17 protein-coding genes are annotated in these 14,811 nt (G+C 68.7%); 6 read left to right on the forward strand and 11 right to left on the reverse strand.

Annotated elements, in window-relative coordinates:
* Window positions 1–59: 59 nt before the first annotated feature.
* A complete protein-coding gene (locus PSPA7_RS20560; protein WP_012076741.1) occupies window positions 60–302 on the forward strand; it encodes a hypothetical protein in 243 nt (80 codons plus the stop codon).
* On the opposite strand, the gene PSPA7_RS20565 is transcribed toward PSPA7_RS20560, so the two are convergent.
* The 7 genes from PSPA7_RS20565 to dinG form a co-directional block, all read right to left on the reverse strand.
* Window positions 281–1,426, reverse strand: coding sequence for a glycerate kinase (locus PSPA7_RS20565; RefSeq protein WP_012076742.1), 1,146 nt, complete (start codon window positions 1,424–1,426; stop codon window positions 281–283). The genes PSPA7_RS20560 and PSPA7_RS20565 overlap by 22 nt on opposite strands.
* A 41-nt stretch (window positions 1,427–1,467) precedes the next feature.
* Window positions 1,468–2,826, reverse strand: a complete 1,359-nt coding sequence (locus PSPA7_RS20570; protein ID WP_003153439.1) for a GntP family permease — start codon at window positions 2,824–2,826, stop codon at window positions 1,468–1,470.
* 159 nt (window positions 2,827–2,985) lie between these two features.
* Window positions 2,986–4,098 carry a sugar diacid recognition domain-containing protein gene (locus PSPA7_RS20575; protein WP_012076744.1) on the reverse strand — a complete coding sequence of 371 codons (1,113 nt, stop codon included), beginning with the start codon at window positions 4,096–4,098 and terminating at the stop codon, window positions 2,986–2,988.
* A gap of 7 nt (window positions 4,099–4,105) precedes the next feature.
* A complete protein-coding gene (gene pdxH, locus PSPA7_RS20580; protein WP_003153441.1) occupies window positions 4,106–4,753 on the reverse strand; it encodes a pyridoxamine 5'-phosphate oxidase in 648 nt (215 codons plus the stop codon).
* A gap of 98 nt (window positions 4,754–4,851) precedes the next feature.
* Window positions 4,852–5,733, reverse strand: coding sequence for an OmpA family protein (locus PSPA7_RS20585; RefSeq protein WP_012076745.1), 882 nt, complete (start codon window positions 5,731–5,733; stop codon window positions 4,852–4,854).
* A 204-nt stretch (window positions 5,734–5,937) separates the two neighbouring features.
* Window positions 5,938–7,083, reverse strand: a complete 1,146-nt coding sequence (locus tag PSPA7_RS20590; protein ID WP_012076746.1) for an EstA family serine hydrolase — start codon at window positions 7,081–7,083, stop codon at window positions 5,938–5,940.
* A gap of 246 nt (window positions 7,084–7,329) precedes the next feature.
* The gene (gene dinG, locus PSPA7_RS20595) at window positions 7,330–9,474 is read right to left on the reverse strand and encodes an ATP-dependent DNA helicase DinG (protein WP_012076747.1); all 2,145 of its coding nucleotides are present in this window, start codon (window positions 9,472–9,474) and stop codon (window positions 7,330–7,332) included.
* A 129-nt stretch (window positions 9,475–9,603) separates the two neighbouring features.
* Between dinG and PSPA7_RS20600 the strand changes: the two genes are divergently transcribed.
* The gene (locus PSPA7_RS20600) at window positions 9,604–10,068 is read left to right on the forward strand and encodes a CopD family protein (protein ID WP_012076748.1); all 465 of its coding nucleotides are present in this window, start codon (window positions 9,604–9,606) and stop codon (window positions 10,066–10,068) included.
* Window positions 10,069–10,135: 67 nt separating this feature from the next.
* Here PSPA7_RS20600 and PSPA7_RS20605 read toward each other — a convergent pair whose 3' ends face one another.
* The 3 genes from PSPA7_RS20605 to PSPA7_RS20615 form a co-directional block, all read right to left on the reverse strand.
* A complete protein-coding gene (locus tag PSPA7_RS20605; protein ID WP_012076749.1) occupies window positions 10,136–10,951 on the reverse strand; it encodes a hypothetical protein in 816 nt (271 codons plus the stop codon).
* On the reverse strand, window positions 10,944–11,243 hold the full coding sequence (locus PSPA7_RS20610) for a DUF1145 domain-containing protein (protein WP_003153443.1): 300 nt from the start codon (window positions 11,241–11,243) through the stop codon (window positions 10,944–10,946). Before PSPA7_RS20610 ends, PSPA7_RS20605 begins: the two co-directional genes overlap by 8 nt.
* A 114-nt stretch (window positions 11,244–11,357) precedes the next feature.
* The gene (locus tag PSPA7_RS20615; RefSeq protein ID WP_003082015.1) at window positions 11,358–11,990 is read right to left on the reverse strand and encodes an OmpA family protein; all 633 of its coding nucleotides are present in this window, start codon (window positions 11,988–11,990) and stop codon (window positions 11,358–11,360) included.
* A 130-nt stretch (window positions 11,991–12,120) separates the two neighbouring features.
* Here PSPA7_RS20615 and PSPA7_RS20620 point away from each other — a divergent pair, with 130 nt between their 5' ends.
* From PSPA7_RS20620 to PSPA7_RS20635, 4 genes are all read left to right on the forward strand, one after another.
* Window positions 12,121–12,618 carry a DUF6231 family protein gene (locus tag PSPA7_RS20620; RefSeq protein WP_003153446.1) on the forward strand — a complete coding sequence of 166 codons (498 nt, stop codon included), beginning with the start codon at window positions 12,121–12,123 and terminating at the stop codon, window positions 12,616–12,618.
* A gap of 2 nt (window positions 12,619–12,620) precedes the next feature.
* A complete protein-coding gene (locus PSPA7_RS20625; protein ID WP_034079460.1) occupies window positions 12,621–13,094 on the forward strand; it encodes a YchJ family protein in 474 nt (157 codons plus the stop codon).
* 3 nt (window positions 13,095–13,097) lie between these two features.
* Window positions 13,098–13,415 carry a hypothetical protein gene (locus tag PSPA7_RS20630; protein ID WP_012076751.1) on the forward strand — a complete coding sequence of 106 codons (318 nt, stop codon included), beginning with the start codon at window positions 13,098–13,100 and terminating at the stop codon, window positions 13,413–13,415.
* An 81-nt stretch (window positions 13,416–13,496) separates the two neighbouring features.
* A complete protein-coding gene (locus tag PSPA7_RS20635) occupies window positions 13,497–14,117 on the forward strand; it encodes a trimeric intracellular cation channel family protein (protein WP_003081997.1) in 621 nt (206 codons plus the stop codon).
* Between the two features lie 129 nt (window positions 14,118–14,246).
* On the opposite strand, the gene PSPA7_RS20640 is transcribed toward PSPA7_RS20635, so the two are convergent.
* Window positions 14,247–14,801, reverse strand: coding sequence for a hypothetical protein (locus PSPA7_RS20640; protein ID WP_012076753.1), 555 nt, complete (start codon window positions 14,799–14,801; stop codon window positions 14,247–14,249).
* Window positions 14,802–14,811: the final 10 nt, after the last annotated feature.

The raw sequence follows: 14,811 nt of genomic DNA on the forward strand, positions 1-14,811 counted from the left end.
CCCCCGCTTTCATCGGCGGAACCGATCGGCTAGGGTGAGCGCCCGCAGAAGGAACAGCCATGGACTATTTCATCATCGTCGTCACCACCGCCGCCGGCCTGTATTTCCACTGGTGGATCTACTGGCGCATCCGCCGCTGGATGGACCGCGACCTGGCGCTGTCATTCGCCGGCGGCGACCCGCAGAAGCGTGACTATCTGTTACGGCGACTGGCCGAGGCCAAGGCCAGCAAGGTGAAGCGGCGCGACCTGCCGGCCTGGCTGGAGCGCGCCGCCGCCGACTACCCTTCCCGCGAAGCCTGAGCCAGGCGCCAGAGCCGGGCGATCTGCTCGGCTCGCGCCTCGAGCTCCTCCGCCGCTCCGGCACAGGCCTGCTCCAGGCTGATCGGTCCCGGCGCCAGGCTGAACGCCGCATCGATGCCGGCCTCGTGCAGGCGCTGGTAGCCATCGCCCAGGCTACCGGCCAGGGCTACCACGGGAACGCCGGCCGCCCGCGCGATCCGCGCCACTCCGACCGGAGTCTTGCCATGCAGGCTCTGCGCATCCAGGCGGCCCTCGCCGGTCAGCACCAGGTCGGCATCGACCAGCGCATCGGCCAGCCGGGCCAGCTCCGCCACCAGTTCGATTCCCGGGCGGAAGCGCGCGCGGAGGAATGCCTTCGCGGCGAAACCCAGGCCGCCGGCGGCGCCGACGCCCGGCAGCCGGCTGAAGTCCTCACCCAGGGTCGCCGCGACCACCTTGGCGAAGTGCGCCAGGGCGGCGTCCAGCTGCGCCACCTGTTCGGCGCTCGCGCCCTTCTGCGGACCGAACACCGCCGAGGCGCCACGCGGCCCGCACAGCGGGTTGTCGACATCCGCGGCGACTTCCACAGCGACATCCACCAGGCGCGGATCCAGCCCACCCAGGTCGAGGCTGTGCAGGCGCGCCAGCGCCGCCCCTCCGGGTGGCAGCTCCACACCGCCGGCATCGAGGAAGCGCACGCCGAGCGCACTCAGCAATCCAGCGCCGGCATCGTTGGTGGCGCTGCCACCGAGACCAAGGATGATCTTCCGCGCCCCGGCGTCCAGCGCCGCGCGGATCAGCTCACCGGTGCCACGGCTGCTGCTGCGCGTGGCGTCGCGGCGGTCGCGCGGGACCAGGTGCAGGCCGCTGGCGGAAGCCATTTCGATCACCGCGGTGGCGTCGTCCAGCCAGCCCCAGTGCGCCAGGGTAGGTTCACCGAGCGGGCCTGCGACCCGGCACTCGCGACGTTCGCCGGTGGTAGCGGCGAGGACCGCCTCCACCGTGCCCTCGCCTCCATCGGCCATGGGCCGCAGGCACATCTCCGCCTGCGGGAAGACCCTCGACCAGCCACGCCCGATGGCGTCGGCGACCGCCGGGGCGGACAGGCTTTCCTTGAACGAATCAGGAGCAATCACGATTTTCATCAGTCACCTCGCAGGGCCGGGAGTCCCCGGCCCCGCTTCAATCAGAGCAGCACGAGGCTGAGCAGCCATACCGCGAGCATGCCGGCGATGCCCTGGACCAGGGTCGCCAGTGTCTGCGCGCGATAGGCGGTGGATACGGTCATGCGGCTGAACTGGGTGACCACCCAGAAGAAGCTGTCATTGGCGTGGGACACCGTCATCGCCCCGGCGCCGATCGCCATCACCGTCAGGACCCGGCCCATCTCGCTGTCCAGGCCGAGCTGCGGCAGCAGCGGAGCGACCAGCGCCGAGGTGGTGACCAGCGCCACGGTGGTCGAGCCCTGCGCGGTCTTCAGCGCGGCCGCCACCACGAACGGCATGAACAGGCCGATGCCCAACGCGGACAGGGTGCTGCCCAGGTAGTCGCCGAGCGGAGTGATCTTCAGCATCGCACCGAAGGCGCCGCCGGCGCCGGTGATCAGCAGGATCGGCGCGGCCGACTGGATGCCCTCCACCACGCGCTCGTGGAATTCCTCGCGCTTGTTCTCTCCCTTGAGCAGGGTGCAGGCCAGGGCCAGGCCGACCAGCAGGGCAACCACCGGCTGACCGAGGAAGTTCAGGCAGGCGAACAGTACGCCTTCGCCCAGCGGCTTGCTCGGGAATACCGCGACCGAGCCGAGGCAGATCAGCAGGATCGGCACGAAGATCGGCGCGAACGCCTGGGTCGCGCTGGGCAGCTTGCCGTAGCGGGCGCGCAGTTCGCCGAAGTCTTCTTCGGTTTGCGCGGCCTGGCCGTCGTCGACCAGGACGATATCCTTGCCGATGAAGCGGTTCGCCCACCACATGCCGGCCATCGCAGTGACGAAGGCGACCACCAGGCCCACCGCGATCACCAGGCCGAGGCTGGCGTCGAGGCCGAGGTTGCCGGCCGCGGCGATCGGTCCCGGGGTCGGCGGCACGAAGGTGTGGGTGGCGTAAAGACCGGTGGCCAGGGCCACGCTCATGGCGATGGTGGATATCTTCATCCGCGCCGCCAGGGCGTTCTTCAGCGAGTTGAGGATGACGAAGCCGGAATCGCAGAACACCGGGATCGACACCAGGTAGCCGATGATCGACATGGTCAGGGTCGGGAAGCGTTCGCCGAGCAGGCGGATCACGCTTTCCGCCATGGTGATCGCCGCACCGCTGCGCTCGAGGATCACCCCGATGATGGTGCCGAGCACGATGACGATGCCGATGTAGCCGAGGATGCTGCCGAAGCCGCCGGTGACGGTCTTGACGATCTCCGCGGTCGGCACCTGGTAGGCGAAGCCGGCGAGCAGCGCGGCGGCCAGCAGGGCCAGGAACGGGTGCAGCTTGAGTCGTGTGGTGGACAGGACGATAAAGGCGATCAACGCCAGCAGGATCAGGACCAGGGTCATGAGCCGCCTCCTTGTTGTTATGGGTGTGGGATGGGCGCCCAGGGGCGGCTCATTTTCGCTCCACCGGCGCCTGCGCCGCCTTGTGCAATGGCCAGAGGAAGGTGCCGGCGGATGCCCTTGATTTTGTGCGTCCGCACAGTGAATCGATTGGCGCGCTCTTCACCCGCGGCGTGGCACCAGCAATTGCAGGCCCAGCAGCAGTTGCTGGCGATGCTCCAGGCGACCGAGGTCGAGCCCGCTGATCGAGGCGATGCGCTCCAGCCGGTAGCGCAGGCTGTTGCGGTGGATTCCCAGCGCCTGGGCGCAGGCCTGGGGATGCCCGTCGTGGGCGCACCAGCACGCCAGGGTGGCGGCCAGCAGACCTTGCGGGTCATGGTCGAGCACCCGCTGCAGGGGCGCCAGCAACTGCCGCACCTGCCAGTTGTCACGCTGGCTGAACAGCAGGCTGGCGAGGCGGTGCCCGTCCAGGCCCACCACCCGCTGGCCGGGCAATCGGCTGCGCGCATAATCCAGCAATTCACGCGCCGCGCGGGCCGAGGCGCGCAGCGCCTCCAGGCTGTGTACCGGATCGCTGCAACACAGACGCGCCACGCCCCAGCCTCGCGCGTCGGCGCGCTCCAGCCAGTGCTCGAGCGCATCCGCCTGTGACGCCGGCCGGCACCAGAACACCAGGCGCTCGCCCAGCGCCGCGCTCCAATGCTCGGCCCGTGAGCCAAGCGCGGCCAGCAGACGCGCCTGGAACGGCAGCGGGTCGGCATGCTCGTGCAACTCGAGGAAGACCGCCTGGCGCGGCCAGTGCAAGGCCAGGCCAAGGTGCTCGGCGTCGGCGGCCAGCGCGCCCAGGCCGTGGGCGGGATCGAGCAGCTGGCGCAGCCAGGTCTCCTGGCGCTGGCGTTGCCAGTGCCGCTCATCCTGCATCTGGCGCTGCTCCATGAGCATTTCCGCGGCCATCCGCACCAGCTCGGCATAGGGCCGTACCACCTCCGGCGCTCCGGTGATGCCGAGCACACCGACCAGGCGCTCGGCATGCAGCAACGGCAGATTGACCCCCGGCCGCACTCCACGCAGGCAGGCGGCGGCCTGCTCGTCGATCTCCACCACCCGGCGGTTGGCCAGTACCAGTTGCGCGCCTTCGTGGCGGGTGTGCAGGCGCGACGGATCGCCGCTGCCGATGATCATGCCCTGGGCGTCCATCACGTTGATGTTGTGCGGCAGGATCGCCATCGCCCGATCGACGATGTGCTGCGCCAGCGCCGAATCCAGCTCGAACATGGCGGCGTCAGGGGGCCAGGCGTTCGCGCGCCCAGACGCCGTCCTGGTGCCGGTAGTCGAGGCGGTCGTGCAGGCGGCTCGGGCGCCCCTGCCAGAACTCGATGCGCTGCGGCAGCAGGCGGTAGCCGCCCCAGTGCTCGGGACAGCTCGGCGCCTGGTCGGCGAAACGCCGCTCGGTCTCGGCCAGCAGGCGCTCGAGCTCGGCGCGGTCGGCGATCACCCGGCTCTGCGGCGAGGCCCAGGCGCCCAGGCGGCTGCCCAGCGGGCGCACCTGGTAGTAGGCGTCGGACTCCTGCGCGGTGACCTTCTCGATCTCGCCTTCGATCCGCACCTGGCGTTCCAGGGCCGGCCAGAAGAAGGTCATCGCCGCCCGCGGATTGGCCGCCAATTGCCGGCCCTTGGCGCTTTCGTAGTTGGTGAAGAAGGTGAAGCCGCGTTCGTCGAGGCCCTTGAGCAGGAGGATGCGGCAATGCGGATGGCCGTCGGCGTCGACGGTGGCCAGGGTCATGGCGTTGGGTTCGACCGGCAGGCGCTCGGTCTTCACCGCGTCGTCGAACCACTGGCGGAACAGGCTGAAGGGGTCGCTCGGGGCGTTGGCCTCGCTGAGGCCATCGCGGGTGTACTCGCGGCGCATATCGGCCAGGGACTGGGTCATGGCGCATCTCCAGGGGGAAATGCGCCATAGCTTAACCGCAGACTCCGCCTCGCGCTTGATCCGGGACAATGGCGCCAGCGCCCCGCCCCGGCTTCGGCTCAGTTGCCCTGGGCCAGGGACAGCAGGCTGGCGCGCTGGGTATAGAGCACTTCGACGCGGCGGTTCTGGGCACGGCCGGCGGCGCTGGAATTGTCGGCGCGCGGCATGTCGGAGCCGACGCCCTTCAGGCGCAGCTGGTCGCCCTTCAGGCCGCTGAGGCGGAAGATCGCCGCCACCGACTGGGCACGCTCGAAGCTCAGCTTGTCGTTGACCGCCTTGCTGCCGGTGCTGTCGGTATGGCCGAGGACCAGGATGCCGCTCTGCGGATCGGCCTGGGCCATCTTGGCGACCTTGCCCAGCGGGTTGAGGGTGATCGGCATCAGCATGGTGTGGCGCTTGGGATTGAACGAATAATCGGCCGGGGCGATGACGATCAGCGCGTTGTCGCGCCGCTCGAGGGTGAATTCGCTGCCGGCGATCGCTTCGCGCAGGGCCTTCTCGTGGGCGTCCAGCCACTCCTTGGTGACCTTCTGCTGGACCAGCGCCGGCTTGCCCGAAGCCTTGCCCGCGGAGCTGGCGCCGAACGGCCACCACCAGGGGTTGGCGGTCTTCGGCTCGGCGGCTGCGGCGACGTCTTTCTTCGCCGCGGCGATCTCGGCCTTCTGCTCGGCCGCCTTGGCCGCTACGTCCTGGCCGGCTTCGTCCTTGCCGAACGGCCACCACCAGTGGCTGGAGCCGACATGCTCGGCCTCCGCCTTCGGTTCGGCGGCCTGCCTGGCGACGGTCTGCCCGTCGTCCTTGCCGAACGGCCACCAGGAATGGCCGGACGCCTGCTCGGCCGACGCCTTGGTCGGGGGGGTGGAGGCATCCTGGGTCTGGAAATAGCTGCAGCCGGAAGCGGTCATGCAGAGAAGAAGCGTCGAGGTCTTAAGCAGTTTCATACGTCGGGGTCCGTTGGAAGTGAAAGAAGGCGAGCCCGATGGAACATTCGGCTCAACCGCCGGTCACATCGCAGCGATGCCGGTTCAATCCACTGCACCGGCAACGCCCTATCTCATACGACGCTTTAGATTGTGTCGCTAAGCCATTATTTGGCAATGAAATTTGGCATTCAGCCGACAGGCGGTTAAAAGTTAACCAACCTATTACAGGCACTCGCCGGCGACGCGCGCCAACTGCTGCGCCCGCGGATCCATCAGCACGTACGGCCCCAAGGCATTGCTGACAAAGGAAAAAGCCAGTTCGCGCTCGGGATCGGCAAAGCCGATCGAACCACCCGCCCCGGGATGGCCGAAGGCCTTGGCACCGAGGCCGTAGGTAGCGTTGGCCACGCCGGGCTGGTCGAGCATGGTGCCCAGGCCGAAGCGGGTGCGTGTCAGCAGGGTCCGGTCCTCCCCCACCGCATGTTCGCGGGCCAGTTCGCCGAGCAACGCATCCTCCAGCAGGCGTCCCTGCAGCAGGCCGCTGTAGAAGCCGGCAAGCGCGCGCGCATTGCCGTGGCCGTTGGCCGCCGGCTGCTGCATGCGCCGCCATTCCGGCTTGTTGGTACTGGTGAGGATCGATGGCGGGTTGGTGAAGGCGCGGGTGGTCAGGGCCAGCGGCTCGCTCATCATGGTCTTGAGCATGCGCTGGGCGGCGGCGTCGCCGAGACTGCCCTTGCTCCGCGCCATGTGCGCGACGCGGCCGAACTGGCTGTCGTCCAGGCCGATGTGGAAATCCAGCCCCAGCGGCGCCGCGGTGCGGGCGACGATGGCCGCGCCCGGTTCACGGCCATCGACCCGGCGGATCACTTCGCCGACCAGCCAGCCATAGGTGATCGGCGCGTAGCCATGGGCCTCGCCCGGTATCCACCAGGGCTCCTCGGCGGCCAGCGCCGCGGTCATGGCTTCCCAGTCATAGAGGGCCTCCGGCGGCAACTGTTCGCGCAGCGCCGGCAGGCCGGCGCGATGGCAGAGCAACTGGCGCACGCTGATCGCCGCCTTGCCGTTGGCGGCGAACTCCGGCCAGTAGCGTGCCACCGGGGCGTCCAGTTCCAGCTTGCCCTCGGCCACCAGTTGCAGCACGGCGACGGCGGTGAAGGTCTTGGTGCAGGAAAACAGATTGAGGAGGGTGTCGCGCTGCCAGGGCTGGTGGCCGTCCTTGTCAGCGAATCCGCCCCAGAGGTCGACCACCGTCTCGCCGCCGACCTGCACGCACAGCGCCGCGCCGCGCTCCTGCGGATTATCGAAGAGCCTGGCGAAGGCCTCGGCAAGCGGGGCGAAACGGCGGTCACAGTGGCCTTGCGGGGTCATGCGGGAGCTCCGGCGGAAAGTGGTCGAAGCATTCTTCCAGCCCCCAGCCACCTTGTGAACCCTGACATAAGAGGGGTTCACAAGGTGGCTGCCGGCGAATGATCGCTCATCGAGCGGCTGAATCATCTCGCGCCGACGGCAATACACCGGCCAGCGCCAACTCTTGGGAAAGCACAGCCCGGCCGCCGCGACACCCTCGTGGCGTACAGGGCCGGCGACAGGGGGTTCGCCAGCGAGACCAGCGCCTCAGGCGATTTCCCGCCGGAACGGCGGCAACGCATTGAGGATGGCCTTGCCGTAGCGCTGGGTGACGACGCGGCGATCCAGCAGGGTGATGGTGCCGCGGTCCTGTTCGGTGCGCAGCAGCCGCCCGCAGGCCTGGACCAGGCGTAGCGAGGCGTCCGGTACGGCGATCTCCATGAACGGATTGCCGCCGCGCGCCTCGATCCACTCGGCCAGCGCCGCTTCCACCGGGTCGTCGGGCACGGCGAAGGGGATCTTGGCGATCACCACGTGCTCGCAGTAGGCGCCCGGCAGGTCGACGCCCTCGGCGAAGCTGGCGAGGCCGAACAGCACGCTTTCCTCGCCATCATCGACCCGCGCCTTGTGCTTGTTCAGGGTCTCCTGCTTGGACAGGTTGCCCTGGATGAAGACCCGCTTGCGCCAGTCGCGTTCGAGGCCGTCGAAGACTTCCTGCATCTGCTTGCGCGAGGAAAACAGCACCAGGCTGCCGCGCGCGCCCTTCACCAGGTCCGGCAGCTCGCGGATGATCGCCGCGGTGTGTTCGGCGGCGTTGCGCGGATCGGCCTTGAGGTCGGGCACTCGCAGCACGCCGGCCTCGGCATGGTGGAACGGACTCGGCACCACCGCGGTGATCGCGCCACGCGGCAGGCCGGCGCGCATCCGGTAGCGATCGAAGGTGCCCAGCGCGGTCAGCGTGGCGGAGGTCACCAGGACCCCGTAGGCGACGTTCCACAAGTTGCGGCGCAAGGTCTCGGCGGCCAGGATCGGACTGGCGTTGGCCTCGATATCGTAGAAGCTGCCGCTCTCGGCGAGGGTCAGCCAGCGCGCCATCGGCGGACTGTCCTGCGGATCCTCGCAAGTGAACGCGGTCCATAGCTCCCAGTTGCCCTGGGCGCGCGCCAGCAGGCTGCCGAACAGCGGGTACCACTCTTCCGCCTGGTGGCTGGCGATGCCGCCGGCGCCTTCGCCGTCCATCGCTTCCTTGAGGATGTCGGTGAGGCGGGTGAACAGGTCGGTCAGCTTGGCGAAGCCCTTCTTCAGCTCGATGCCCATCTCGCGGATATGCTCGGGGACGACCCCACCGACGAACCGGTGGCGCGGTCGCTCGCGGCCTTCCATGTCTTCGCCGGCGCGGAAGTCGCCGATCTCCTCGCAGGCGGTGAACATGAATTGCTGGTGGGTCTTGATCTCCCGGGCCAGTTCCGGCACCTGTTCGATCAGGCGTCCGAGGTCGCCCGGCAGCGGGTGCTGGGCGAGCAGCTTGGTGAGGTTCTTGGCGATCTGCTCCAGCCAGTCGGCGGTGGCGCGCAGGCGGGTGAAATGAGCGAAGTGGCCGATGGCCTTGTCCGGCAGGTGGTGGCCCTCGTCGAACACATAGAGGGTCTCGCGCGGGTCGGGCAGTATGGCGCCGCCGCCCAGCGCCAGGTCGGCCAGCACCAGGTCGTGGTTGGTGACGATCACGTCGACCTTGGTCATGCCTTCGCGCGCCTTGTAGAAGGCGCACTGCTGGAAGTTCGGACAATGCCGGTTGGTGCACTGGCTGTGATCGGTGGTCAGTTGCGCCCAGTGCGCGTCGTCGATCGCCTCCGGCCAGCTGTCGCGATCGCCGTCCCAGCGGTTGCCGGCCAGGCGCTCGATCATCTGGTTGAACAGCTTGCTGCTGGCCTCGTCGACATCGATGTTGAAGCCGTCGTCGGCGAACAGCTGCGCCGTCGCGCTCTGCGCCTGGCCTTCCTGCAGCAGCACGTCGAGCTTGGACAGGCACAGGTAGCGCCCGCGGCCCTTGGCCAGGGCGAAGCTGAAAGCCAGGCCGCTATTGCGCAGCAGGTCGGGAAGGTCCTTGTGGACGATCTGTTCCTGCAGGGCGACGGTGGCGGTGGCGATCACCAGGCGCTTGCCACTGGCCTTGGCGCAGGCGATCGCCGCCAGGCTGTAGGCCACGGTCTTGCCGGTACCGGTGCCGGCTTCCACCGCGAGCACCGCCGGCTCGCCCTCGCGGTGCCCCTCCTCGTCCTCCTTGATCGCGCCGAGGGCCTTGGCCACTTCGGCGATCATCAGGCGCTGGCCATAGCGAGGCTTCAGCTCCTTGGCTTCGAGAAAGCGGGTGTAGGCACCCTGGATCTGGGACTTGAGTTCGGCGCTGAGCATGGAATTCCTGGGCCCGGCGCGCAGCGGAAGACGAATCCGCCGGCGCGCCATAGCTGGATAAATTTTCAGTGGTTCGACAGGGCGGCTATGATAACGCGCTTCGTCACAACCGCCAGTGGAGATCGCCGAATGACCCCTTACGCCCTCGTCTACGCCCTGCATGTCCTGGCCGCCCTGGCCTGGGTCGGAGGGATGTTCTTCGCCTGGACGATCCTCCGTCCGGCGGCGGTCGCCACCCTCGAGGCGCCGGCCCGGCTGGGCCTGTGGCTGGAGGTGTTCCGGCGTTTCTTCCACTGGGTATGGGCGGCGGTGATCCTGCTGCCACTCAGTGGCGTCGGCATGCTGCACCTGAGCTTCAACGGCTTCACCGGCGCGCCGCGCTACGTACAGGTGATGATGGGCCTCTACGTCGCCATGCTGGCGCTGTTCCTGCGGGTACAGGCCCTGCAACTGCCGGAGCTGCGCCGGGCGGTGGAAGCGCGGGACTGGCCGGCCGGCGGCCAGGCGCTGGGCAGGATCCGTCGCACCGTCGGCTTCAACCTGCTCCTCGGCGTGCTCCTGGTGGCCCTGGTGGCCGCGCGCCCCAGCCTCTGAGGCGTTGGCGCAACCTGCGCGGGCCGCTCAGCGGCCTGCCGCCCTCCCGGCAGCCTCGCGCCTTCGCTCAGAAGCGCACGACATCCAGGCTGCCATCGCTGCCGTCGGCGCCATTCGCGCCATCCTGCCCGCCGCGGCCGGCCCGGCCGGCGTCCACCGAATAGATCCAGCAACCGTTGTCGGGATCGGCCGCGCCCGGCTTGCCCGCCTTGCCGCCGGCGCCACCGACGCCGCCCTCCAGGCGGGTCTGGAGGCGCTCCACGGGGAAGTCGCCCGGCACCTCCAGGCGAATCCGACCGCCAGCCCCACCCGGTCCACCGTCGCTGCCGGACTGGCCGTCGCCACCTTTCTGCGCGCTGCCCCAGAAGCATCCCGAGGCCTTGCCAGAGGCGCCGTCCAGGCCGTCATAGCCCGGCGCGCCGACGCCGCCGCGGGCGTCCAGCAGCAGGTTCTCCACTTCCACCGCCTGCAACCGCAGGGTCAGGTCGCGACCGTTGCCGGCACGCTGGCGAAAGGTGCCGGTGGCGCCCGGGGCGGCGATGATGCTGCCGTCGGCCAGGTGCCCGCTGATCACCTCGATGCTGATGCGCCCCTCGCCCGGGGCCACGCCGATGCGGGCATTGCGCGCCATGCGCAGTTCCTCGATGCGCAGCACGCTGACCTGCAGAGGAATCAGCAGGGCGCCATCCTCGCCGATCTCCACCCGTTGCAGGCGCAGCTCCTGGGCCCGCTTGGGCAGGCGCATCACCGAGTTGGGCTGGACCCGCACGGTGCCGCCGATGCCCTGCTGGCGTACCGCCGGCGCCGGGTTATCGGCCGCCATGGCGGCCTCGGCCCAGCACAGCGGAGCGATCAGCAACAAGCCGAACAGTCGCTTACGCATCGCCATCCTCCTGCTCCCGCGGCGCCTCGCTGGCCGGGCTCAGGGCCGGCAGCGCGAGCATGTGGAACACACCGAACAGCAGGACCTGGAAGCGATCCAGCCAGGGGTGCGCGCGCGCCTTCAGGCGCCGTCCGAGCACCAGGATCTCGATCAGGTGGATCAACAGGATCAGGCCGCCCGCGATCGACAACAGCCAGTTCAGCGGATAGGCGAACGGATGCAGCAGATTGACCAGCACCGTGCCCCAGAACGCCAGGGTCACGAGCTTGCCCAGGCCGAGAAACGCTTTCATGGAACTCCCCCCAAGACATCGTGTGCGGGGAACATACTCGCCAGTCCGCCGCTGCGCCAGCCATGGACGAAAACGGGGGCGACCAGGCCCCCGTTTTCCTGCGTACCTGCGGCGTCACTCGCGCTTGATGAGGATTTCCACCCGGCGGTTCTCGGCCCGGCCCTCGCGGGTCTTGTTGTCGGCGACCGGCTGGCTTTCGCCCAGGCCCTGCACGCCAACGATGATGCTCGAAGGCACCCCGGCATCGATCAGATAGTTCGCAACGGCATTGGCGCGCCGTTCCGACAGCTTCTGGTTGTAGGCGTCGGAACCGACGCTGTCGGTATGCCCGGTGATGCTCAGCCGGGTACTGGCCGCCTCACCCTTCAGGCGCTCGGCGATACCGTTGAGCTTCTCGCTGTCGGCGGCGTCCACCTTCGACGAGTCGAAGGCGAAGTGCAGGTCGCGCACGACAATGGTTTCCTCCTTGACCACCGGGGGCGGCGGCGCGACTTCCTCGACCGGTTGCGGAGGCGGCGGCGCGACCTGCTCGCCGGCGCCATGCACCCAGCAATAGGCGGCGCCGACACCACCGCCGATCAGGGCGCCCCAGCCGGCCCAGCTGCTGCTTTCGATCGCGCCCAGGCCGGCCCCGGTAACACCACCGACCGCCGCACAGGTCGGCCAGTCGCTTTTCTGCAACCCTGCGCAGCCCGTCAGCAAGCCGCTGACCAGGATCAGGGGTAAAGCGGTCCTCGTGATGCTCATTGGAATTCTCCTCGTGGATCGGTTGTTACCGACAGATAGGGAGTAAAGACCCCTGCCGAAAAAAGCGCCAGCACTAGGCCATGCAGGCGCTTCAGGCTAGTCTTGGCGAATCCGAGGAGGCTGTTTTCCCATGAGCGAACCGATTTCCCCGCGCACCCCGCAACAGGCCCTGGCCGCGCTGCTCGCCCGCCACGCGCCGAAGCGCCTGCTAGTGGTCGGCGCCAGCCGGCTGCCGGCGGTGGAGGCCTTTCTCCACAACCATCCACAGTGCCAACTGGCACACAGCCCGGCAGCGGAACTGCCCGCTGAACTGGCCAGCCAGCGTTTCGACCTGGCACTCTTCGTCGACTGCCTGGAACACCTGCCGCAGCGCCGCGGCCTGCAACTGCTCGCCGGGGTGCGCAACCTGAACGCCAGCCGGGTCGCGGTACTGGTCGACCTCGGCGCCAGCGACTGGAACGAAACCGATTTCTTCGCCCTCGCCATGCAGAACAGCGAACGCTTCCAGCGCGAGGGGCAGACCCTGACCCTGTTCACCTACGACCTGCACGAATACAAGCAGGTCCCCGACTGGCTGAACGCCAGGTTCTGGGCCAACCCGGAAAATTTCGGCAAGTACTGGTGGTAAGCATGAACCAACCCTCCTGCCCTTGCGGCAGCGGCGACCCGCTCGACGAATGCTGCGGCCGCTATCACCGGGGCCATCCGGCCCCCACCGCGGAAGCGCTGATGCGCTCGCGTTACAGCGCCTATGCCCTGGGCCTGGTGGACTACCTGCGCGAGACCACGCTGCCGGCGCAGCAGGCCGGACTCGATCTCGACGGCATCCGCGCCTGGAGCCACGGCAGCACCTGGCTCGGTCTCGACGTGGAAAGCCACGAGGTGCTCGGCGGAAAACCGGAACACGCGCGGGTCACCTTCACCGCGCGCTGGCACGACGCCGCCGGTGAGCATGCCCACCGCGAGTGTTCCGGCTTCGTCCAGCGCGACGGCCGCTGGTATTTCCTCGACCCCACGGTAGCCCTCGGGCTCGGCCGCAACGACCCGTGCCCCTGCGGCGCCGGCGGCAAGCTGAAGAAATGCTGCGGTCCCTGGATCAACTGACCGATGCGCTCGCTCGCCAGCTACATCCGCGCCATCCATGCCCTGCCCTCACCCGTTTCGATCAGCGACGAACAGCGCGAGGAACGGCGGTACCGGGAGGGCGGCAGCGAAATCCACAGCCGCGAGGCCATCTATCGCTTCGACAACGGCGTGCGTCTGCGCCAACATTGCGAACGCGACCTGTTGCCGCACGAGCAGGCCTGCGAGGAATGCTGGATCGGCTACGAGGTGCTGGATGCCGCGGGACAGGACATCCGCCCTTGCCACAAGCATTTCAGCAACGCCTGCCAGGAGCGTTTCTGGTTGCGCATGCACGCCTGAGAGACTGCGCCAGGCGCCGCGGTTTGGGCGTTCCCGGCCGCTCGGGTAGAATGCGCAGCCTTTTCATCCGGGCCCATCCCCATGCTGCTGACCGTGCTCTACATCATCGCCATCACCGCCGAAGCCATGACCGGTGCGCTGTCGGCCGGCCGGCGCAGCATGGACCTGTTCGGCGTGGTGCTGATCGCCTGCGTCACCGCCTTGGGCGGCGGCTCGGTGCGCGACATGCTGCTCGGCCATTATCCGCTGACCTGGGTCCGCCATCCCGAATACCTGGCGCTGACCGCCGTCGCCGCGCTGGTCACGGTCTTCATCGCGCCGCTGATGCGCCACCTGCGCTCGCTGTTCCTGGTGCTCGACGCGGTCGGCCTGGTGGCGTTCACCCTGATCGGCTGCCAGGTCAGCCTGGAGATGGGCCACAGCCTGCTGATCGCGGCGATCAGCGGGGTGATAACCGGGGTTTTCGGCGGCATCCTTCGCGACATCCTCTGCAACGACGTGCCGCTGATCTTCCGCCGCGAGCTCTACGCCAGCGTGTCCTTCGCCAGCGCCTGGTGCTACCTGATCTGCGTGGAACTGGAACTGCCCTCGGAACAGGCGATGCTGATCACCCTGTTCAGCGGCTTCCTGTTCCGCCTCCTGGCCATCCGCTTCCACTGGGAAATGCCGAAGTTCGTCTACCAGGACGATTTCGACCACTGAGCCGGTGTCCAGCGGCGCCGTAGCGATCACCGTCGAACCGGCGGATGACCACGCCGCGCTTGGTCGCTCTGGCCGAGGACTTGGCGCCGGACGCTTTCGATGCGTTGCCCGCCTGCCGGGCTGAGCGTCTCAATCCTGCAGGCGCAGGTGACTGGTATCCGGCGCCGGCGGCGGCGCCTCGGCGCGCGCCTGGCCCATGTCGCTGCCGACCGGGGCGATGCTGAGACCAGCGAGATCGAGCTTCGGCGCCTCGATCCCGGCCTTGGCGTCCTGCAGGTCGGCACCTAGCGGAGCCAGGCCGAAGTCCGGCGCGTCAACCTCGGCGAAGGCCGCCATGTAGCCGTCCCGCGGCGCGACCTGCAGGCGCCCGGCGGGTGCCGGCGCAGCCGCCACGGACGGCGGCGTCGCTGCCGAGGGCTGCGGCGCCGGTGGTGGCGCCATGACCACCTCCTCGACCTCCATCTCGCTGACCAGGGCGATCGCTCCCGCGCGCTCCAGCACGCTGCGGTACTTCTCCGCGGATGCCGCGTCGAGATTGTTCTTGATCACCACCCGGCGTCCGGAAAACAGCAGCTCGATGCGCTGCGCGTCGGCCTGGAACAGCTTGGCCAGGTTGGCCTTGACCACTTCGGGCCTGGCGCCCGCGACCAGTTGACCGGAAAAGGCGATTTCAAAGCGGCTCATTGGCATCTCT

The organism is Pseudomonas paraeruginosa PA7 (genome assembly GCF_000017205.1).
Lineage (GTDB): Bacteria > Pseudomonadota > Gammaproteobacteria > Pseudomonadales > Pseudomonadaceae > Pseudomonas > Pseudomonas paraeruginosa.

Excerpts from the sequence above, each read along its gene's own strand:
- PSPA7_RS20560 (WP_012076741.1), top strand. The coding sequence starts at position 60 with ATGGACTATTTCATCATCGTCGTCACCACCGCCGCCGGCCTGTATTTC.
- PSPA7_RS20565 (WP_012076742.1), bottom strand. The coding sequence starts at position 1,426 with ATGAAAATCGTGATTGCTCCTGATTCGTTCAAGGAAAGCCTGTCCGCC.
- PSPA7_RS20570 (WP_003153439.1), bottom strand. The coding sequence starts at position 2,826 with ATGACCCTGGTCCTGATCCTGCTGGCGTTGATCGCCTTTATCGTCCTG.
- PSPA7_RS20575 (WP_012076744.1), bottom strand. The coding sequence starts at position 4,098 with ATGTTCGAGCTGGATTCGGCGCTGGCGCAGCACATCGTCGATCGGGCG.
- pdxH (WP_003153441.1), bottom strand. The coding sequence starts at position 4,753 with ATGACCCAGTCCCTGGCCGATATGCGCCGCGAGTACACCCGCGATGGC.
- PSPA7_RS20585 (WP_012076745.1), bottom strand. The coding sequence starts at position 5,733 with ATGAAACTGCTTAAGACCTCGACGCTTCTTCTCTGCATGACCGCTTCC.
- PSPA7_RS20590 (WP_012076746.1), bottom strand. The coding sequence starts at position 7,083 with ATGACCCCGCAAGGCCACTGTGACCGCCGTTTCGCCCCGCTTGCCGAG.
- dinG (WP_012076747.1), bottom strand. The coding sequence starts at position 9,474 with ATGCTCAGCGCCGAACTCAAGTCCCAGATCCAGGGTGCCTACACCCGC.
- PSPA7_RS20600 (WP_012076748.1), top strand. The coding sequence starts at position 9,604 with ATGACCCCTTACGCCCTCGTCTACGCCCTGCATGTCCTGGCCGCCCTG.
- PSPA7_RS20605 (WP_012076749.1), bottom strand. The coding sequence starts at position 10,951 with ATGCGTAAGCGACTGTTCGGCTTGTTGCTGATCGCTCCGCTGTGCTGG.
- PSPA7_RS20610 (WP_003153443.1), bottom strand. The coding sequence starts at position 11,243 with ATGAAAGCGTTTCTCGGCCTGGGCAAGCTCGTGACCCTGGCGTTCTGG.
- PSPA7_RS20615 (WP_003082015.1), bottom strand. The coding sequence starts at position 11,990 with ATGAGCATCACGAGGACCGCTTTACCCCTGATCCTGGTCAGCGGCTTG.
- PSPA7_RS20620 (WP_003153446.1), top strand. The coding sequence starts at position 12,121 with ATGAGCGAACCGATTTCCCCGCGCACCCCGCAACAGGCCCTGGCCGCG.
- PSPA7_RS20625 (WP_034079460.1), top strand. The coding sequence starts at position 12,621 with ATGAACCAACCCTCCTGCCCTTGCGGCAGCGGCGACCCGCTCGACGAA.
- PSPA7_RS20630 (WP_012076751.1), top strand. The coding sequence starts at position 13,098 with ATGCGCTCGCTCGCCAGCTACATCCGCGCCATCCATGCCCTGCCCTCA.
- PSPA7_RS20635 (WP_003081997.1), top strand. The coding sequence starts at position 13,497 with ATGCTGCTGACCGTGCTCTACATCATCGCCATCACCGCCGAAGCCATG.
- PSPA7_RS20640 (WP_012076753.1), bottom strand. The coding sequence starts at position 14,801 with ATGAGCCGCTTTGAAATCGCCTTTTCCGGTCAACTGGTCGCGGGCGCC.